Here is a 19,740-nt window from a genome sequence, read left to right as displayed (position 1 = left end):
TATCAAAAATTTTGTTTTTTTAACATTTAAAGGTATAAATTTTAAAGGACTAAAAATCAAATCTTTGCTATAATTATTATCTGTTTTGAAATTACATTTCTTAAAATCAATTTGAAAACACTATTATTATTATAAATACAATAATTTAACTTAATTATTACGCATTTTCAAACCGCTCTTTTATTTTATTTTTGTCTGCTTTACTAAATTAAGCACTAAACAAATCTTCAAATAAACTACATTCCGTATCTTTGTACTTTGAACATTGATATATGGAAACAGTCACTGAAAATATACAAACCACAAAACCAAAGTGGTTAAAAGTAAAATTACCTATTGGACAAAAATATACTGAACTTAGAGGTTTAGTTGATAAATATAGTTTAAATACCATTTGCACTTCTGGAAGTTGCCCAAACATGGGAGAATGCTGGGGTGAAGGAACAGCAACTTTTATGATTCTTGGAAACGTTTGTACTCGTTCTTGCGGATTCTGCGGTGTAAAAACTGGAAGACCAGAAACGGTAGATTGGGATGAACCAGAAAAAGTGGCTCGTTCTATTAAAATCATGAACATTAAACATGCTGTAATTACTAGCGTTGACAGAGACGATATTAAAGATGGCGGTTCTATCATTTGGATGGAAACTGTTCGAGCTATCAGAAGAATGAATCCTCAAACTACTCTTGAAACTTTGATCCCAGATTTTCAAGGAATCGAAAGAAACCTTGATCGTATTGTAGAAGCAAATCCTGAAGTGGTTTCTCATAATATGGAAACGGTACGACGTTTGACTCGCGAAGTTCGTATTCAGGCAAAATATGACAGAAGCTTAGAAGTACTTCGTTATTTAAAAGAAAAAGGAATCAACAGAACAAAATCTGGAATCATGCTTGGTCTTGGAGAAACCGAAGAAGAAGTCTTCCAAACTATGACTGATTTAAGAAATGCAAATGTTGACGTTGTTACCATTGGACAATATTTACAGCCAAGTAAAAAACATCTTCCTGTAAAAGAGTTTATTACACCTGAACAATTTGCCCGATATGAAAAATTTGGTCTTGAGTTAGGTTTCAGACATGTAGAAAGCGGACCTCTTGTTCGTTCTTCATATAAAGCACAAAAACATATTTTATAAAAAAGTTTAATTGTTTAATCGTTTAATTGTAAAACCGATTAAACGATTAAATAGTTAAACGAATAAACAAAACATTGAAAACAAGAATTGCTATTAATGGATTTGGAAGAATTGGAAGAAACTTATTCCGTTTGCTTTTAAATCACCCTGAAATCGAGGTCGTTGCTATAAATGACATTGCAGACAACAAAACCATGTCGCATTTAATTAAATATGACAGTATTCATGGAGTTTTGCCTTATGAAGTAAGTCATGACGAAAATAGCATTATTGTAGACGGAAGACATTTTTTCTTTTTTCATGAAAAAAGTATTTCAAATATAGATTGGAAATCGCATTCGATTGATATTGTAATCGAATCGACCGGTAAATATAAAACGCACGAAGAATTAAATGCACATCTTGAAGCTGGAGCAAAAAAAGTAATTCTTTCTGCTCCTTCAGAAGTTGATACCATAAAAACTGTAGTTCTTGGTGTGAATGAACATATTTTGGACGGAACAGAAAACATAGTTTCAAATGCAAGCTGTACGACAAACAATGCTGCTCCGATGATTAAAATCATTGAAGAATTGTGCGGAATTGAACAAGCCTACATTACGACTATACACTCTTTTACGACAGACCAAAGCCTTCACGACCAGCCACATAAGGATTTACGCCGTGCGAGAGGTGCTAGCCAGTCGATTGTTCCAACAACTACAGGTGCAGCTAAGGCATTAACAAAAATTTTTCCTAAATTGCACAATAAAATGGGTGGCTGTGGTATTAGAGTACCAGTTCCAGACGGTTCATTAACAGACATAACTTTCAATGTAAAACGTGCCGTAAGCATTGAAGAAATAAATAAAGCATTCAAACAAGCCTCAAAAACAAATTTAAAAGGAATATTAGATTACACCGAAGATCCGATTGTTTCGGTTGATGTAATTGGCAACACACATTCTTGTTTATTCGATGCGCAACTAACTTCGGTTATCGATAAAATGGTAAAAGTTGTGGGCTGGTACGATAACGAAATTGGCTATTCATCAAGATTGATCGATTTAATTTTACTGATAAGAGAAAAATAAGATTCATTGTAAAAGCATTGCCATACATGAAATACTATCTTTTTATTGTTGTTTGTTTTTTTAACTCGTTTTTGTATTCTCAAGCCAAAAAGAATACGGATAGCGTGACCTATTATAACAAGCTAGCCAATTCTAACCTTAACAATAAAAAGTTCGATCAGGCGGTTTATTATACCGAAAAGTCAATTAATTTTTGCGAAGAAAATGGCAAAAAAGAGAATTTAGCCAATCAGACTTTCAAGCTTGGTAAAATTTATTACAACCAGAGAAAGTTTGAAGATGCTTTAACAAACTTTCATAAAACAGTTTCTTTATTTGACACCTTAAAACCAAGCTGCACAAAGGCTTTGGCATTGCATTATATTGGCGTAACCAATACGGCAAAAGGCGATTACAAAACTGCAGCAATTTATTACTTAAAAGCAAAAGACTTACTAAAAGAACTAAATATTAATGATAATGCAGAAGTATTAGATTATCAAAAAGCTTTAGCATTTAAGACTAATAACGACCTCAAATCGGCAGTAAAAACTTTTAAAAGAATAGCTAAAAAACCTGATAATAATGCAAATCTAAAAACCAAAGCAGATGTGTATTATCAGCTTGGCTTAATTGAGGGGCAGTTAAAAAGAAATGATTCAGCCATTATATATTTTAATAAAGCCTTAGATTACAATGACAAAATCACTGATCTTCCAAAGAAATCAAAAATTGTTTTAGCGATAAGCCAATACTACAAACAAAATAAAAATTACGACCTGGCTTATTCTTACTTAGACGAGCATTATCAGCTAGAAAATTATCTTTTAAAATTAAAAAATGCTAAAATTGATTTGGACGAATATGAAAAATTCAAAAAAAATCAATCCCTAAATAATACTATTAAAAAAGAAAGCGAAGAGAAATTTCAGCTTAAAACCTACCGTTATTCTAAGTTGGTCAGCATTTTGGCTATTGCCTTAATTTCGATTTTATCTCTTTTAAGTTTAGCATTATACAAAAACAACATCATTAGAAACCAGAACAATTTATTGCTTCGTGAAAAGAACAAAGAATTGATTTTGGCTAAAAACAAAGCAGAAAAAGCATCAAAAGCTCGATCTGAATTTTTGTCGACTGTAAGCCATGAGCTCCGGACGCCGTTGAATGCTATTAATGGAATTACACACATTTTACTTGAAGATAAACCAAAGAAAAAACAATTAAAATATCTTGAATCTTTAAAATTCTCAGGGAATTATTTAACTACTTTCATCAATGAAATTTTAGAAATAAATAAAATTGATTCGACTAAAGCCGAAGTTGAAAATATCAGCTTTAATTTGAAAGAGTTGCTTTTTAATATTCAAAGCTCACTGAAAGAGCTTGCTACAGCCAACAAAAACTATTTTAACTTAGAAATAGACAAAGCGATTCCTGACAACTTAATTGGAGATCCCACAAAATTATCTCAGATCATCCTCAACTTAATCAATAATGCTTTAAAGTTTACTCAGAACGGACATGTAAATGTTATTGCTAAATTGTATTCGCAAGAAGAAGATAACGCGACAGTTTATTTTGAAATTGTCGATACTGGAATTGGAATTCCTGAAGACAAACTGCAAACTGTATTTGAAAGCTTTTCTCAAGGCTCTATTGAAGTAAATAGAAAATATGGAGGAACCGGTCTTGGTCTTACTATCGTAAAAAAATTAATTGAACTTTTAGGAGGCGAAATAAAACTAAAAAGTGAAGTAGGCAAAGGTTCTACGTTTACTTTCAAGCTAAATTTCAAAGTCAACAATGAGCCATTGGAAGTAATTGAAGAAGTAAAACTTTATAACGACAAACAATTGAAAAACAAATCTATTTTACTGATTGAAGACAACAAAATCAATCAAATGATCACTCGCAAAATGTTGGAAAATAAAAACATTACTTGCGAGATTGTTGACAATGGAGAAGATGCTGTCGAGCTTTTAAAAGTTAAACGCTTCGATATGATTTTAATGGATGTGCATCTGCCTGGAATTAACGGAACTACTGCTACTAAATTAATTCGTGAATTTGACAAAGCGACTCCTATTATAGCATTGACCGCGATATCGCTTGACGAAAATCGTGACATGCTTCTTTCTTACGGAATGGACGATGTGATTACAAAACCTTTTGTTCCAGACGATTTCTATACCACTATTGCAAAGTTTTTTGATTAACTAAAACCCTAAGTTTCTGAGATACTGAGACTCTAAGTTTTTTAGACACAAATCTCTACATACTCTAGGATTGTAGCATCAAAATCTTGCTGATGGTTGATAAAAGAGCTTTTTATTGGCAGATAAAACAATTGATCAACCAATTCTGAGTCTTTCAGTCTCACATAATCCTTTTCGGTTGTAATTATTTTTCTTCCATTTGCTTTATTTCGAATTACATCTAAGTCTGCATCAGAAAAATGATGATGATCTGGAAAAGTAAGACACTCATCGCTTTCATTTTTTAAATAATCAAAAAACGGTTTTGGTTTTGCAATTCCAGCCAGCAGCAATTTTGATTCTGATTTGATTTCGCTAACTGTAATTTTTTCATTTTTACCATAAATCACCATATCGTAATCTATAAAAGTAAAAAAGACTTGCTGTTCGCTTTTCAACTTTAACTTTAATCTGATCTCGGTTTGTTCTTCTTCGGTTAAAATTTCTGGACATTTTGTAACAACTACTAAACTGGCTCTTTCTGCTCCACTTCTACTCTCTCTCAAATTTCCTGTTGGAAGCATAAAATCATCTGAGTATAAATCTCCATAAGAAGTGAGCAAAATATAAAATCCGGCTTTTACTTTTCGATGCTGATAGGCATCATCTAGCAAAATAATTTCTGGCTTTTCGTTTTGAGAAAGCAATTGTTGAATTCCGTTTGTACGATTGGCATCAACTGCAACCATTGCATTTGGGAATTTTTGATAAAACTGAAAAGGCTCATCTCCCAGAATTTCAGCATTCGAATTTTCATTGGCCAAAACAAAGCCTTCTGATTTTCTTTTATATCCACGGCTTAAAGTTGCCACTTTATATTTATCAGACAATAAACGAATCAAATATTCGATTTGAGGCGTTTTTCCTGTTCCGCCTACGCTCAAATTTCCAACAGCAATAACTGGAAGATCAAATGAGGTCGATTTTAAAATTCCTTTATCAAAAAGAAAATTTCGGATTGAAGTTATGAATCCGTATAAAATTGCGAATGGGAAAAGTATTTTTCGAAGTAAGTTCATTTTACGAAAGTATAATTTTTTATACTATTATTGGAAGTTATAAAAATATAAAAATTGATAAAATTGTAACCAAAGAAGCTTTTCGCTTCCTGTAAACATTAAAAAAGAAATGTCCGAAAAAAATCTAAAAACAATCAATTATTATACTATTTTTAGAACGAATTTTCTTTAACAAATTAAAATCTACTCAAGAGAATCTTAAGTAGAAAACCAATAAATCATGAAGTTTTATTTTACGTTATTCTACATTCTATTTTTAAATTTAACTTTTTCGCAAAATACAATATCAGGCAAATATTCCAAAGTTGATAATAATGACTATTCGTTTTTAGACACCATAGTTAAAAATAAAAAAATCGTTTTACTTGGAGAACAATCCCACGGTGATGGCGCCACTTTTGATGAAAAAGTAAATATCATAAAATATCTGCACGAAAAACAGAAATACAATACCATTGCTTTTGAAAGTGGAATGTATGACCAATACAAAGCGTTTCAAGAATATTCTAAAAAGAAGGCCACAATAGCAATTTTCGACCAAAGTATTTTAGATATATGGTCTGATACGAAAGCATTTCAAAATTTAATTCTTTATATTGAAGAACGTGCTAAACAAAAAGATACCATAAAAATCTTAGGTTTTGACAGCCAAGAAGGAATGCTTTTTTCGAATCATTTTATGAATGACCTGACTGAATTGATCAAAAACAGAAAAATCAACATTGCACAAAACAGTCTAACAAGAATAGAAAAGGCTTTTGTTTTTAGAGATTTGGAAAGCATTGCCAACAGCAAAAAAGATTCTACCGATTTGTATCAAGATTTTAATGGTCTGGAAAACGCTCTAAAAGAAATAAAAAATCCAACTTTTCATGAAAAAATAATGAAACAGGTTGTCATTAGCAAAATTTCTGATGTCAATTTTGAAGTCATGCAATTGCAAAACCAAAAAATTTCAGTTCAAAATCCGAGAGACGAGCAAATGTCAAAAAATTTAATTTTCTTATCTGAAATGTATCCAAATGAAAAAATAATTTGCTGGGGAGCTTCTTATCATTTTTCAAAAAACATTAATCAAACAGAATTTACTGAAGTAACTGAAAGTTATTTGCAAAAGCAATCGGATATTGAACTTAAAACCACTGGTTTTACAGATTATATTCCCGGCGAAGGAGCGAAACTCCTTGAAGGCGCATTACCAATGGGCGGTCTTCTAAAAAAATATTTTAAAGATGAAATTTATAGCATCGCATTCTCTTCTTATGAAGGTTTATACGGACGCGTCGATAGCAGATCTTTCCCTATTCTTACTCCTCCTGAAAATAGCATCGAACTTCAAAGCATAAATAAAGGTTACAGCAAAACCTTTTTCGAATTTGACAAGAAAGGCACAAACCTTTATTATTGCTCTGCTTTAGGAAACATGCCAATAAAAGCAAGATGGAATGCTATTTTTGATGGCCTTTTTTTCATCAAAAAATCATATCAGCCTAAAGCTAGATTATTTGAAAAAGAAAATTATATACAAGCTCAAAGCGATGCATTTGTAATAAATGGGAGAATAAACGATTCTAAAAATCATAAAATAATCGCTAATGCTGACATCTCCCTACTACAAACAAACAAAAATATTCTAGCAAATAAAGAAGGCGTATTTTCTCTAGTAATAGATAAAGCGAATTTCAACAACAAAATTATTGTATCGGCTTTTGGATATATTTCAGACACGATTTCAATTAAAAATCTTGTTGATACTAATAAACATTTTGTAAAAATAAAATTAAGACCTTTTCATTTTCAAACTATTAATTTAAATGAAGTTATAGTAAGTTCAACCTCAAAGCCATTATCTGCAGAAGAAATAGTAACAAAAGCTCAGCTCAATATTGAACTTAATTACGATCAAAATCCGTACAATCAAACATTTTTCTTCCGCAATCAAGTGATTAAAAACAATGAAGTTGTTTCACATGACGAATCGATTATAACTACCTATAATTCAACAGGAATGAAAGGTGTAAATAATCCTGACGAAAAAATGTTTGGAGAAATACAGCAAAGCCGTGCAATTGTCGAAAATACTTCGCAAACCAAATTCGGCAACATAAACACTTTTGCATTTCTGTTTGATCGTGATCTTATTCTAAGCAAAGCCAATGTGTTATATAAGCCAGCTTCTTATACATTAAAAAAAGAAGGCATTGTTCCTTACAACAACCAGAAAGTCTACAAAATAAGATTCCAAAATAACGAACCAGGTGCGTATTCTACAGGTTATGGATATCCGGCTCCAAAAAAATCATCTGGAATTTTATACATAGACACACAAACATTTGCTGTATTAAAATATGAACATTGCGTTGCGAGAGAACCATTTGAAGTAAAAAGTCAGCCTGGTAAAACGGCACAAATGAATCATAAAATCACAATAACTTATAAACTATCAGAAGGAAAATATTTTATCAATTATCTAAATGTAATAGACAAATCGATTATTACTTCGACAGCTGATAATTCTTATTTATATGACACGTACAACATCAGCAATTTAATGTCTACAGAAATAAAAACGATAAATACCCAAAAACTTAATCGGCCACTTTTAAAAATTGGCTTAAACAATTCTGTTCAGGAAAATGTAGATTTTTGGAAAAACAATAGTTTTATTCTACCAGATGAAAAAATCATTTTTGATTTATGCTATTAATCGAAAATAATTCAAAACTAAAGTTTAAAAGAAATCGCAATTAACAACGATGACATTGTTTCTTTGATTGTAATAGTTTAGAATTTGGATTACTTTTGTTGTTCACCTTAACCTTTTGAAACACGAATGAAAATTAAAGAAATAATAGCGGTTCTCGAAGAAATGGCTCCTTTGGCTTACGCCGAAGATTTTGACAACGTTGGACTTTTAGTTGGCAATTCGGAAACTGAAAGTACTGGTGTTTTAGTTTGTCATGATGCTTTAGAAAATGTAATTGATGAAGCAGTTGCTAAAAATTGCAATTTGGTAGTTTGTTTCCATCCGATATTATTCTCTGGAATTAAAAAAATTACAGGTAAGAATTATGTTGAACGTGCAATTATAAAAGCAATTAAAAATGACATTGCAATTTATGCAGTCCACACAGCATTAGACAATCATTCTCAAGGCGTTAATAAAATTTTCTGTAATGCATTAGGTTTAGTGAATACCAAAGTTTTAGTTCCAAAACAAAATTTCATTCAAAAATTAGTTACTTATACCGTTCCAGAAAATGCAAATAAAGTTCGTAAAGCATTATTTGAAGCTGGGGCTGGAACAATTGGCAATTACGATAATTGTAGTTTTAACTCTGAAGGAACTGGAACTTACAAAGGAAATTCTGAAAGCAATCCTGTAATTGGCGAACGCCATGAGTTAACCGAAACTCAAGAAATAAAAATTGAAGTTACTTTTGAAAAGCACTTGCAATCCTGCATTTTAAAAACACTTTTTGCAAATCATATTTACGAAGAAGTCGCTTATGAAATTTATAATCTTGAAAATTCTCATCAAAATATTGGTTTAGGAATGGTTGGCGAATTTGAAACCGAAATGGACGAAAAAGATTTTCTTCATTTCGTAAAAGATAAAATGATTTCCGACGGAATTCGCCATTCTGCCTTTTTAGGCAAAAAAATTAAAAAAGTTGCTGTATTAGGAGGCTCTGGAAGTTTTGCTATAAGAAATGCCATAAGCGCTGGAGCAGATGCATTTTTGACTGCTGATTTGAAGTATCACCAGTTTTATGAAGCTGAAAACAAGTTACTTTTGGCAGATATTGGTCATTTTGAGAGCGAACGCTATACAAAAAATTATATTGTTGATTATCTTCGAAAAAAAATTCTTAATTTTGCAATCATTTTATCGGAAGAAAATACAAATCCAGTTAAGTACTTATAAAATATGACGAATACGAAAGAATTAAGTGTTGAGGACAAGTTAAGAGCAATATACGATTTACAGCTTATTGACTCTAGAATTGACGAAATCAGAAACGTTAGAGGAGAACTTCCTTTAGAGGTTGAAGATTTAGAAGATGAAGTTGCAGGTTTGAGCACTCGTTCAGAGAAACTGAAAGGTGAACTTGAAGTGATTGAGGAGCAAATCAAAGCAAAGAAAATTGCTATTGAGGAGCATAAAGAGGTTATTAAAAAGTACACAAAACAACAAGAATCAGTACGTAACAACAGAGAATTTAATTCTTTGACAAAAGAAGTTGAATTTCAAGAATTAGAAATTCAATTGGCTGAAAAGCAAATCAAAGAAATGAAAGCTTCTATCGAGCACAAAAAAGAAGTTATTTCTAATTTAAAAGAAAAACTTGATGCTAAAAGCTCTCATTTAAAACATAAAAAATCTGAATTAGATGCTATTATGGCTGAAACTCAGAAAGAAGAAACTTTCTTAACTGAGAAATCTGCTGAGTATGCTGCACAAATCGAAGATAGATTATTAGCAGCTTACAACAGAATCAGAAGTAGTGTTCGTAACGGATTAGCTGTAGTTTCTATCGAAAGAGGGGCTTCTGCGGGATCTTTCTTTACAATTCCACCACAAACTCAGGTTGAAATTGCTTCAAGAAAGAAAATCATCACTGATGAGCACTCTGGAAGAATCTTAGTTGATACGCAATTAGCTGAAGAAGAAAAAGAAAAAATGGAACAATTGTTCGCAAAATTCTAAATATCAAGTCCCGATTAAATCGGGACTTTTTTTTGCACTTATTTTTTTCTACTCCCGATAGCTATCGGGATAAAAGGATTAACGCAGATTAATTATTCTTATGCTGAATAAAATCTTTCTTAATCCTTTTAATCTGTGGCAAAACATTTTTTACCTTTAGAAAAAAAATTAAGTTTTGAAAATTAAAAAAGGAATTCGTTTCATCACATTAAAATCGGTTGGAACTTATATAAACTTCTTGAGTTATGTTCGTCCACAAAGAGCGATGGAACTTTCATATGCACTTTTTAGCCAGCCCCGAATTGGCCGATTAAAAAAAGAAGAACTCCCAAAAGTTTTGCGACATACTGAAACAGAAATATTTCATCATAACGAACATCATTTCCAAACCTATGTCTGGAAAGGAAATGAAACCAAAATTCTTTTAGTTCACGGCTGGGAAAGCAATGCTGCACGCTGGAAAAAAACTTTACCGCATCTTCAGAAATCTGGAAGTACGATTATAGCTATTGATGCACCCGCCCATGGACAAAGCAGCGGAAAAGAATTTAATGTGCCCCTTTATGCTGAATTCATCAACAAAGCAGTAGAAAAATATAAGCCCGAAATTATTATTGGGCATTCTATTGGTGGCGCTGCATGCGTTTACCATCAATATTTGTTTCCGAATACGAGCATCAACAAGATGGTTATTCTTGGCGCTCCTTCTGATTTAAAAACTTTGATTGACAATTACATTTCTATGCTTAGTTTGAATAGAAGAATGTTGCCTCTTTTGGAAAGTAAATTCATAAATCGATTCAATTTTAAGTTAGAAGATTTTTCGGGACAAAAATTTGCATCCCAAATTACTATCCCAGGTTTCATTGCTCATGACACTTCAGACAAAATAGTAGCTTTTGCAGAAGGAAAAAAAATAGCTCAAGGTTGGAAAAATAGCCAATTTGTAGAAACCAGTGGTTTAGGCCACGGCATGCACGATGACGAATTGTACGATAAAGTGATTGAGTTTCTATTTTCTGAAGTTTCTGAGTCGCTAAGTCGCTAAGATTCTAAGCTTTTTTAATCTAAAATCTAAAATCTAAAATTAAAATGATTGCTGTAATTTTTGAAGTCATTCCCAACGAGGGAAAGAAAGAAGAATATTTAGATATCGCTGCAAATTTAAAACCTGAATTAAGCCATATTGATGGTTTTATTTCGATAGAAAGATTCCAGAGTCTAGCTGATCCTGGAAAAATTTTGTCTTTATCTTTTTGGAGAGATGAAGAAAGTATTCAACAATGGAGAAATCTCGAGATGCATCGTGCGGCACAGGCAAAAGGCAGAAATGAAGTTTTTAAAGATTATCATTTACGAATTGCAACCGTAGTTCGCGACTACGGAATGTTCAACAGAAAAGAAACTCCAGAAGACAGTTCCATCTTTCATGATTCGTAAAAAAGGTGCTAAGGTTCTATCCCGATAGCTATCGGGACTAAGTTTTTTTTTCAAAAATCTGAAATCTAAAGTCTGAAATCTAAAATTCCAAGATGTCTAAACTTTTGTCTACTTTTGCAGTATGGAAGAAAATTTAAAACGTCTTAATAAATTTATTGGTGAAACGGGTTATTGTTCTCGTCGCGAAGCCGACAAATTGATTGAAGAAGGACGCGTAACAATAAATGGCGCTGTGGCTGAAATGGGAACTAAAGTTTCGCCAGATGATGAAATACGTATTAATGGTAAATTAATCGTAGAGAAAAATGAAAAAATGGTTTATCTGGCTTTCAATAAACCAGTCGGTATTGAATGTACAACTAACCTTGAAGTTAAAAATAATATTGTTGATTATATCAATTACCCAAAACGTATTTTCCCGATCGGAAGATTGGATAAAGCCAGTGAAGGATTGATTTTTATGACTAATGATGGTGACATTGTAAACAAGATTCTTCGCGCCAGAAATAATCACGAAAAAGAATATACCGTTACTGTAAACAAACCTATTACAGAACGCTTTATTCAGCGCATGGGAAATGGTGTTCCTATTTTGGATACGGTTAGCAAAAAATGTAAAGTAGAGCAAATTAGCAAATACACTTTCAAGATCATTTTAACGCAAGGATTAAACCGTCAGATTAGAAGAATGTCTGAATACTTGGGTTATGAAGTTACGGCCTTAAAACGTATTAGAATCATTAATATCTCTTTGGATGTTCCAGTTGGAAGATACAGAGATTTAACAGATGCTGAAATTAAAGAATTAAACCAATTAATTGAGCCTTCAAGTAAAACAGAAGAAGCGAGTTTTCCTAAAGTTGAAAGTTCGGCTTCAAATGCAACTCCAACTAGAAGAAAAAATTTTATCTCAAAACATGATCCTCGATTTAAAAAAAGAGGTGATAGTAAATAAAAAAATCCCATTCAAATGAATGGGATTTTTTTATTTATGGATTTATAATTCTGTCGATTTTATCATGGAGATTTTTCTTTATCCATAAATTCATTTCTTCTTTTGTATTTGATTGACTTTCACAATAAGGACAGGTTTCATTAATAAGAAGCTTTTGTGATTTTAAATCAAACAACGAATGATACAAACCTTCTCTTGACATAACTAAATAATCATCTTTTATAAAAATCTTTACATCTTCACTATTTTTAGGACCTTCATCATAATTAAAACAAATAAAATCAAAATCTTTATTATTATGAAATTTAGCCCTCTCAACCAGTTGTTTATCAATTCTTTCCAAATCCTTCCACTTTTTTCTCTCCCACTTTAAAATACACCATTCCAAATCGTCAAAACCTGCCATAGAAAAATACAAAACAAAGATCTCATCTTTATATTGCAAATGTTGTTGATAGAAGTAATCTTTGAAATATGATTTTAAAAGAGCAACTTTTAATTCCAGATATAAATTTTGCCCCTCCTCATTTAATTCGTTTTCTCCTTTCTTCTTAAACTTTGGAACAATATTCAAGTCCTGATCTAAAAGTCCTCTTTCCTTTAGTTTATTGATTTCTTCTTTTTCAAAAATTTCAAGATAATGATTGACACTTCGATATTTTAATTGCTGCGGATAGAAATTGACTGATACCATCAGCATAAGCACTATCAGAATATCAGTTCTCATTTATTTCTTTTTATCCAAAAACTCATAATACAATGCTTTAGATAAAAAGCTTGAATTTTGATAATTTGAAATCAATTCTTCTCTTACTGCTTCTGCATATTTACCGTTTAAATTATTTTTTTGAAAATACTCACGGCGTGTATCATCATTAAAATTTAAACCGCTTAAAAAAACAGGTTCTACTCCTTTATTAACTGAAATATTATAATTTGTAACAAGGTTTCCCCAATTGATGTAACTGCATAAAAGAATTGTTCCGTAGAAATACCAAACCATCTGGTTGAAAAGATAAGCATTGGTTTTTTGTTTTCTGATTTTCTGAAATGAAACTGCTAATCCGATAATAGCTAAAATTAAAAAAGCATAAACCCCAAGACGTTTGTATGTTAAACCATAAAAAGAAACATATTCTGTATTCTTAATCATGGCGCTTACAATTAGAATAACATTTAACGCAAGCCAAACTTTGGCTAGATTCTTTAAACTGTTAGCTTTTTCATCAAAATTAAATCCGCCTTTAAAATAAAACAGAATTACTCCAACTGCCATTAAGATTGAAAAAATAACAGCGTTTACACGTTCGTGAGTATCAGCACTTAGATTTGTTTTTTGGACAACTTCAAAAAACTGTTCATAATTGTAAGTTCCTATAAAAACTAAAAGCATGATATTTAAAAGTAGTAAAGTGATCACACCGCTTTTTCTTTCGAAATCAAGATCTAAAAATGAAAAAGTACTTTGATTTTTCACCTCCGAAATATTACTGAAATTATTACTCAATTTCGGATTGTATTCATAGCAAACTTCTGGAACCCAATAATTCCAAAAACTGAACGAAATGTAAAATCCTAAAATACTTATTCCAATTAACTGTGGCAGATCAATATCTAATTCATAATCTGTAAATAATGAAGAGAAATGATCACTTCCGAAAGAGTAAACGATAAAAAACAATCCGAGAAAGATAACTGGAATTAAAACAAAGGCAACTAGCTTTTTAGCAAGATCATTATGGATTTTACGTTCTGGAAGCCATTGATTAAACATAAATATTCTGCCTACGGAAGTAAACCCGTTTAAAACTATTAAAGGAAAAACCTGAAGCATCTTAAGTTGCCCGTCTTGTGTTTTGAATTGCAAAAATAGAATTGATAATGCTAAAGCAAAAAATGATGCTGCATCTCCGTACCAAGCAAACGCAAAACACGACAAAATAGAAGTCACTACAAGAACCAAATGCGATCTGTCGACAAACTTTTCTTGAAAGAAATAACTAATCAATAGTGTAAGAACTACGCCAAAAATAGAAATGTTTATTCCGACAGATTCATTGTAAAAAAGCAGTAAAAAAACCGCTGTACAAGCTAAGATAATTTGATGTTTTTTCATGATTGATAAATTTAAAAGTACTTTGCAATTCAAAGTTTTTGGGTAAAAAAATAGAGTTATTACGATTTCATTAATTTTTCAAGGTAAGACAAGTGCTCTTTGAAGGCAGCACGCCCCAAATCGGTTACTTGATAAGAAGTTTTAGGTTTCTTCCCTACAAATTCTTTTTTTACTTCTATATAACCTGCTTTTTCAAGAGCAGAGGAATGACTCGCTAAATTACCATCGGTGATATTTAAAAGCGTTTTCATCTCGGTAAAATCTACCCAGTCGTTAACCATCAGAACGGACATAATACCCAGTCTGACACGGCTTTCAAAATCTTTATTTAGTTTATCAATAATTCCCATTGGGTTATTTATTTGTATTTTTTGAACATCACTAATCCGTATACGATATGCAGGATTCCAAATCCGATAATCCAAAAGATCAAACCATACCCTATATTAAAAAGTGCAATACATCCTAAAATCAGTTCCGAGAAACCAAGATATTTTATGTCCGAAAATGTATATTTTTCTGCGTTTACAACAGCAAGTCCGTAAAAAATTAATGTTGCAGGAGCCACTAAACCAAAGTTCCCATAATGTATTAAAGCCAGACAAAATATCCCGCCAGTTAAAAGCGGTACTGCCAAATGAAAAAGCATCTTTTTTGTTGCTGAAGTCCAAATTGGCAAATTGTATTTTCGGCTTTTTCTAATCGTAAAAAAAGCAGCAAATACTAATGCAACGACCATAATTATGATTCCGATCCAGAATAATTCTGAAACTAAATTGGTAGAATATAATCTATGCCCATCGTTTAGATAATCGATACCGTTTACTTTGAAAAGCTGATAGACATAAATTCCGCCAATTAAAGCTGAAAGACCAGCGAAAACTCCTGAAAGTCCGCTTAATGATATAAATCTTGAAGAGCGCTCCATCATGGAACGAATATGTGCTAAATCTTCTTGGTGCTTTTGATTCATAATTAAAGTACTTTGCAATACAAAGTTATTATTTATTTTGAATTAGCAAATAAAAAAATGAAAATTATTTTTCGAAGGCAATATAGATTCTTAAAAGGTTTTGAAAATACTGCAGGAACAGCAATTTCTTATGCTACGATTGCGTGAGGGATAGAAGCTAGCTACCGAAGTAGCGCGGATAGCCCGACCGTGTCCCGATAAGAGGGCGTATGAACACAAAGTATGTTTGCCCTCCTATCGGGACACGGTCACGCCCAAATTATAAAAACAAAAAGCCTATTCTTAACGAACAGGCTTTTACTATTATGAAATTTTGAATTAAAACCATCTTCTTCTTTTGAATAGAAGAACTCCGAAAGTAGATAGAATTATAGAGACTAAAAGGAGAATCCAGATTCCGTATTTGCTTTCTTCTAGGCCATTTGGCACGTTCATTCCGTACAAACTGGCAATTAAGGTTGGAATCATTAAGATGATCGAAATGGAAGTCATCTGCTTCATGATTGTATTCATATTGTTTGAAATTACAGAAGCGTAGGCATCCATCATTCCTGTTAAGATGTTGTTGTAAATATTGGCTGTATCTTGCGCCTGATTTAACTCGATTTCGACATCTTCTAATAATTCTGGGTCGTAATTGGCTTTATGTGCTTTTAGATTTTTAATTCTTTGAAATAAAACGTCATTTGCTTTTAAAGAAGTGATGAAGAATACAAAACATTTTTCAATTTGAAGCAAGGCTTGCAATTCTTCATTTTTGATCGATTTTTCTAAGTTATCCTCGGCAAGTTTTATTTTTTGATTGATTTGTTTTAGATATTTCAAATACCAAACGCTTGATGATAAAAGCAATCTTAGTACAAGGTTGAAATTATCTTCAATTTCGATGTTTTTACGTTGCGAATACGACACAAAATCGGCAATGATTTCTGTTTTATAAAAACTGATTGTTACACAGATATCATCTTTAAAAATGATTCCGAGAGGAACGGTATGAAAAGGAATTTTGATATCGCCACTTTTAACTGGAATACGCATGATGATAAGCGTCCAACCGTCTTCGATTTCGATACGAGGTCTTTCGTCGATATCCTCGATATCATTGTAAAAGGCTTCAGGAATTTGAAGTTCTTCTAATAAATAATTTTTATCTGATTCTGTTGGAGATTCAATATGAATCCAGCAATTTGAAGTCCATTTTTGGATTTCTACCAATCCGTTGTTGTTTGTGTAAAAGGCTTTCATTTCAAAATACAGGTTTTTAACGCAGCATTTTGAAATTTCAAAAGCTGCTTAATTTAATACTAACGAATAATAATAATCGTCCATTTGGAGAAGTGTTTTTTAAGTGGTGCAAAAGTATCCTTTATTTTTAAGAACCGAAAGTTTAAACTATTAATAATATATTAAAATGGTTTTTAAACACATAGAAACATAGATATTCTATGTGTTGAAAAGGCGTTTCACTTATTGAAACAAACATAGCTAGAAACAGAATTACCATGTGGAAGAAATTTGTTTCTCTTTTTGTATTCTTTTTTAGAATTCAAATTTTATGTTTCTATGTGTTTAAAAATTTTAAGCTAATTCCATAAAAAAGCCTGTTCATCTGAACAGGCTTTGTATTATATTTTGATGCAATTTTATTTGTTTCTTGCGCTTCTCATTTTACGAGCTAAAAGTGTATTTTTAAGTAACATCGCAATTGTCATTGGTCCTACTCCACCTGGAACTGGCGTAATGAACGATGCTTTTTTGCTTACTCCGTCAAAATCAACATCTCCTTTAATAACGTATCCTTTTGGATTTGAAGCATCATCTACACGAGTAATTCCAACGTCGATAACAGTTACTCCTTCTTTTACCATATCGGCTTTTAAGAATTCTGGAACTCCCAAAGCTGTGATAATGATATCGGCATTTTTAGTGAATTCTGCCAAGTCTTTAGTACGGCTGTGAGTTAATGTAACTGTCGAATCTCCAGGGTTTCCTTTACGACTCATTAAGATACTCATTGGACGTCCTACGATATGGCTTCTACCAATAACAACAGTATGTTTTCCTGAAGTTTCCACTTTGTAACGCTCTAACAATTCCATAATTCCAAATGGAGTTGCTGGAATAAAACTTTCCATCTCTAAAGCCATTCTTCCGAAGTTAGTTGGGTGAAATCCATCAACGTCTTTGTCTGGATCGATTGCTAATAAGATTTTTTGCTCATCGATATGTTTTGGCAACGGCAACTGAACGATGTATCCATCAAGGTTATCATCTTCGTTTAATTCTTTAATTTTAGCCAATAATTCGTCTTCTGTAATAGTTTCTGGTAAAGCAACTAAAGTTGAATCAAATCCGATCTCTTGGCATGATTTTACTTTACTTCCTACGTAAGTTAAACTTGCTCCGTTATTACCCACTAAAACGGCTGCCAAATGAGGTACTTTTCCTCCAGCAGCTTTAATAGATTGAACCTCGATTGCAATTTCGTTTTTAATGTCGTTAGATGTTTTTTTACCGTCTAGTAGCTGCATTGTGTGTTGTTTCAGGTTTTAATTTTTGTTTCAGGTTTCAAGTTCACGTTAAAACGAAACTCTTAATATATTTAAGTGAAAAAGTTTCAAGTTTTGGTCTCTTAACTTGAAACCTTAAACTTGAAACTCTTTTTATTATTTCGGCATTCCTCCTGGCATACCACCCGGCATCCCTTTCATACCTCCCATCATTTTCATCAGATTTTTTCCGCCTGGGCCTTGCATCATCTTCATCATCTTGCTCATTTGGTCAAACTGCTTCATCAGCTGATTTACTTGCTCGACTTTTGTTCCCGAACCTTTAGCGATTCTGGCTTTTCTTTTTACGTCGATAATGGCTGGTTTGCTTCTTTCTCCAGGCGTCATCGAATAAATGATCGCTTCGATATGTTTGAAAGCGTCGTCTTCAATTTCAACATCTTTCATCGCTTTTGAAGCACCTGGTATCATTCCAACCAAGTCTTTCATATTACCCATTTTCTTTACTTGCTGAATCTGCGTTAAGAAGTCATCAAAACCAAACTCGTTTTTAGCGATTTTCTTTTGAAGTTTTCTAGCTTCTTCTTCGTCAAATTGTTCCTGAGCTCTTTCAACAAGAGACACAACGTCTCCCATTCCTAAGATACGCTCAGCCATACGTTCTGGATAGAAAACATCAATTGCTTCCATTTTTTCTCCAGTACCAACAAATTTAATTGGTTTGTTTACAATCGATTTGATTGAAAGTGCAGCTCCACCACGAGTATCACCGTCTAATTTCGTTAAGATAACTCCATCAAAGTTCAAGATATCGTTGAAAGCTTTTGCTGTGTTTACAGCGTCTTGTCCTGTCATAGAGTCTACAACGAACAATGTTTCTTGTGGCTGAATTGCTTTGTGAACACGTGCAATCTCGTCCATCATTTCCTGATCTACCGCCAAACGTCCAGCTGTATCGACGATAACAACATTGAATCCGTTTGCTTTAGCATGTTTAATTGCATTTTGAGCAATTTCTACAGGATTTTTATTTTCTGGTTCTGAGTAAACCTCAACACCTATTTGATCTCCCACAACATGAAGCTGATTAATCGCCGCTGGACGGTAGATATCACAAGCTACAAGAAGTGGTTTCTTATTTTTCTTTGTTTTTAAGAAGTTTGCTAATTTTCCAGAGAAAGTCGTTTTACCAGAACCTTGAAGTCCAGACATCAAAATAACTGTTGGATTTCCAGAAAGGTTCACACCAGCAACATCTCCACCCATTAATTCGGTAAGTTCGTCTTTTACTAACTTAACCAATAATTGTCCTGGCTGTAATGTTGTTAATACATCCTGACCAATTGCTTTGTCTTTTACTCTTGCAGTAAAATCTTTAGCAATTTTAAAGTTAACATCGGCATCAAGTAACGCACGACGAACTTCTTTTAAAGTATCGGCAACGTTTACTTCTGTAATTTTACCGTGTCCTTTTAATATATGGAACGCTTTATCTAACTTATCACTTAAATTATCAAACATATCATTTTCTTTATATGAAGTGCAAAGATAATCTAATTAGATATTT

At 32.4% G+C, this 19,740-nt stretch carries 17 protein-coding genes; 9 read left to right on the top strand and 8 right to left on the bottom strand.

Annotated features, from left to right (window positions below; translation table 11 throughout):
• The first annotated feature begins 272 nt into the window (after window positions 1–272).
• The 3 genes from lipA (at window position 273) to JI750_RS18945 (ending at window position 4,410) form a co-directional block, all read left to right on the top strand.
• A complete protein-coding gene (lipA, locus tag JI750_RS18955; RefSeq protein ID WP_202005899.1) occupies window positions 273–1,139 on the top strand; it encodes a lipoyl synthase in 867 nt (288 codons plus the stop codon).
• A gap of 74 nt (window positions 1,140–1,213) precedes the next feature.
• Complete coding sequence (gene gap, locus JI750_RS18950) at window positions 1,214–2,212, top strand: type I glyceraldehyde-3-phosphate dehydrogenase (RefSeq protein ID WP_202005897.1); 999 nt, start codon at window positions 1,214–1,216, stop codon at window positions 2,210–2,212.
• Between the two features lie 26 nt (window positions 2,213–2,238).
• On the top strand, window positions 2,239–4,410 hold the full coding sequence (locus JI750_RS18945) for a tetratricopeptide repeat-containing hybrid sensor histidine kinase/response regulator (protein ID WP_202005887.1): 2,172 nt from the start codon (window positions 2,239–2,241) through the stop codon (window positions 4,408–4,410).
• 41 nt (window positions 4,411–4,451) lie between these two features.
• On the opposite strand, the gene lpxK is transcribed toward JI750_RS18945, so the two are convergent.
• A complete protein-coding gene (gene lpxK / locus JI750_RS18940) occupies window positions 4,452–5,468 on the bottom strand; it encodes a tetraacyldisaccharide 4'-kinase (RefSeq protein ID WP_202005885.1) in 1,017 nt (338 codons plus the stop codon).
• Between the two features lie 220 nt (window positions 5,469–5,688).
• Here lpxK and JI750_RS18935 point away from each other — a divergent pair, with 220 nt between their 5' ends.
• The 6 genes from JI750_RS18935 (at window position 5,689) to rluF (ending at window position 12,574) form a co-directional block, all read left to right on the top strand.
• On the top strand, window positions 5,689–8,175 hold the full coding sequence (locus JI750_RS18935; RefSeq protein WP_202005883.1) for an erythromycin esterase family protein: 2,487 nt from the start codon (window positions 5,689–5,691) through the stop codon (window positions 8,173–8,175).
• 126 nt (window positions 8,176–8,301) lie between these two features.
• Window positions 8,302–9,396 carry a Nif3-like dinuclear metal center hexameric protein gene (locus tag JI750_RS18930; RefSeq protein ID WP_202005881.1) on the top strand — a complete coding sequence of 365 codons (1,095 nt, stop codon included), beginning with the start codon at window positions 8,302–8,304 and terminating at the stop codon, window positions 9,394–9,396.
• A 3-nt stretch (window positions 9,397–9,399) separates the two neighbouring features.
• Window positions 9,400–10,179, top strand: coding sequence for a zinc ribbon domain-containing protein (locus JI750_RS18925; protein WP_091496387.1), 780 nt, complete (start codon window positions 9,400–9,402; stop codon window positions 10,177–10,179).
• A 175-nt stretch (window positions 10,180–10,354) separates the two neighbouring features.
• On the top strand, window positions 10,355–11,227 hold the full coding sequence (locus tag JI750_RS18920) for an alpha/beta fold hydrolase (protein WP_202005873.1): 873 nt from the start codon (window positions 10,355–10,357) through the stop codon (window positions 11,225–11,227).
• A 44-nt stretch (window positions 11,228–11,271) separates the two neighbouring features.
• Window positions 11,272–11,619 (top strand): antibiotic biosynthesis monooxygenase family protein, encoded by a 348-nt coding sequence (locus JI750_RS18915; protein WP_202005872.1) that lies wholly within the window; start codon window positions 11,272–11,274, stop codon window positions 11,617–11,619.
• A gap of 121 nt (window positions 11,620–11,740) precedes the next feature.
• Window positions 11,741–12,574, top strand: coding sequence for a 23S rRNA pseudouridine(2604) synthase RluF (gene rluF, locus JI750_RS18910; RefSeq protein WP_202005870.1), 834 nt, complete (start codon window positions 11,741–11,743; stop codon window positions 12,572–12,574).
• 34 nt (window positions 12,575–12,608) lie between these two features.
• Here the strand turns inward: rluF and JI750_RS18905 are convergent, their stop codons facing one another.
• The 7 genes from JI750_RS18905 to ffh form a co-directional block, all read right to left on the bottom strand.
• Window positions 12,609–13,301, bottom strand: a complete 693-nt coding sequence (locus JI750_RS18905) for a hypothetical protein (protein ID WP_202005868.1) — start codon at window positions 13,299–13,301, stop codon at window positions 12,609–12,611.
• Window positions 13,302–14,690, bottom strand: coding sequence for a DUF4153 domain-containing protein (locus tag JI750_RS18900; RefSeq protein ID WP_202005866.1), 1,389 nt, complete (start codon window positions 14,688–14,690; stop codon window positions 13,302–13,304).
• 59 nt (window positions 14,691–14,749) lie between these two features.
• Window positions 14,750–15,040, bottom strand: coding sequence for a winged helix-turn-helix domain-containing protein (locus JI750_RS18895; RefSeq protein ID WP_057114812.1), 291 nt, complete (start codon window positions 15,038–15,040; stop codon window positions 14,750–14,752).
• Window positions 15,041–15,048: 8 nt separating this feature from the next.
• Window positions 15,049–15,663 (bottom strand): hypothetical protein, encoded by a 615-nt coding sequence (locus JI750_RS18890; protein WP_202005864.1) that lies wholly within the window; start codon window positions 15,661–15,663, stop codon window positions 15,049–15,051.
• A gap of 318 nt (window positions 15,664–15,981) precedes the next feature.
• Window positions 15,982–16,908 carry a magnesium transporter CorA family protein gene (locus tag JI750_RS18885; RefSeq protein WP_202005862.1) on the bottom strand — a complete coding sequence of 309 codons (927 nt, stop codon included), beginning with the start codon at window positions 16,906–16,908 and terminating at the stop codon, window positions 15,982–15,984.
• A 398-nt stretch (window positions 16,909–17,306) separates the two neighbouring features.
• The gene (locus JI750_RS18880; protein WP_111379962.1) at window positions 17,307–18,194 is read right to left on the bottom strand and encodes a bifunctional 5,10-methylenetetrahydrofolate dehydrogenase/5,10-methenyltetrahydrofolate cyclohydrolase; all 888 of its coding nucleotides are present in this window, start codon (window positions 18,192–18,194) and stop codon (window positions 17,307–17,309) included.
• Between the two features lie 135 nt (window positions 18,195–18,329).
• The gene (gene ffh, locus JI750_RS18875) at window positions 18,330–19,694 is read right to left on the bottom strand and encodes a signal recognition particle protein (protein WP_095929402.1); all 1,365 of its coding nucleotides are present in this window, start codon (window positions 19,692–19,694) and stop codon (window positions 18,330–18,332) included.
• Window positions 19,695–19,740 lie beyond the last annotated feature (46 nt).

The organism is Flavobacterium tagetis, assembly GCF_016735615.1.
GTDB classification, from domain to species: Bacteria; Bacteroidota; Bacteroidia; order Flavobacteriales; family Flavobacteriaceae; genus Flavobacterium; species Flavobacterium tagetis.
Note: the sequence above shows the minus strand (reverse complement) of the source record. Positions and strands in the feature narration are given on the sequence as shown.

Excerpts from the sequence above, each read along its gene's own strand:
- JI750_RS18890 (WP_202005864.1), bottom strand. The coding sequence starts at position 15,663 with ATGAATCAAAAGCACCAAGAAGATTTAGCACATATTCGTTCCATGATG.
- JI750_RS18945 (WP_202005887.1), top strand. The coding sequence starts at position 2,239 with ATGAAATACTATCTTTTTATTGTTGTTTGTTTTTTTAACTCGTTTTTG.
- JI750_RS18905 (WP_202005868.1), bottom strand. The coding sequence starts at position 13,301 with ATGAGAACTGATATTCTGATAGTGCTTATGCTGATGGTATCAGTCAAT.
- JI750_RS18880 (WP_111379962.1), bottom strand. The coding sequence starts at position 18,194 with ATGCAGCTACTAGACGGTAAAAAAACATCTAACGACATTAAAAACGAA.
- JI750_RS18925 (WP_091496387.1), top strand. The coding sequence starts at position 9,400 with ATGACGAATACGAAAGAATTAAGTGTTGAGGACAAGTTAAGAGCAATA.
- JI750_RS18930 (WP_202005881.1), top strand. The coding sequence starts at position 8,302 with ATGAAAATTAAAGAAATAATAGCGGTTCTCGAAGAAATGGCTCCTTTG.
- rluF (WP_202005870.1), top strand. The coding sequence starts at position 11,741 with ATGGAAGAAAATTTAAAACGTCTTAATAAATTTATTGGTGAAACGGGT.
- lpxK (WP_202005885.1), bottom strand. The coding sequence starts at position 5,468 with ATGAACTTACTTCGAAAAATACTTTTCCCATTCGCAATTTTATACGGA.
- JI750_RS18885 (WP_202005862.1), bottom strand. The coding sequence starts at position 16,908 with ATGAAAGCCTTTTACACAAACAACAACGGATTGGTAGAAATCCAAAAA.
- JI750_RS18915 (WP_202005872.1), top strand. The coding sequence starts at position 11,272 with ATGATTGCTGTAATTTTTGAAGTCATTCCCAACGAGGGAAAGAAAGAA.
- JI750_RS18895 (WP_057114812.1), bottom strand. The coding sequence starts at position 15,040 with ATGGGAATTATTGATAAACTAAATAAAGATTTTGAAAGCCGTGTCAGA.
- JI750_RS18900 (WP_202005866.1), bottom strand. The coding sequence starts at position 14,690 with ATGAAAAAACATCAAATTATCTTAGCTTGTACAGCGGTTTTTTTACTG.
- ffh (WP_095929402.1), bottom strand. The coding sequence starts at position 19,694 with ATGTTTGATAATTTAAGTGATAAGTTAGATAAAGCGTTCCATATATTA.
- lipA (WP_202005899.1), top strand. The coding sequence starts at position 273 with ATGGAAACAGTCACTGAAAATATACAAACCACAAAACCAAAGTGGTTA.
- JI750_RS18935 (WP_202005883.1), top strand. The coding sequence starts at position 5,689 with ATGAAGTTTTATTTTACGTTATTCTACATTCTATTTTTAAATTTAACT.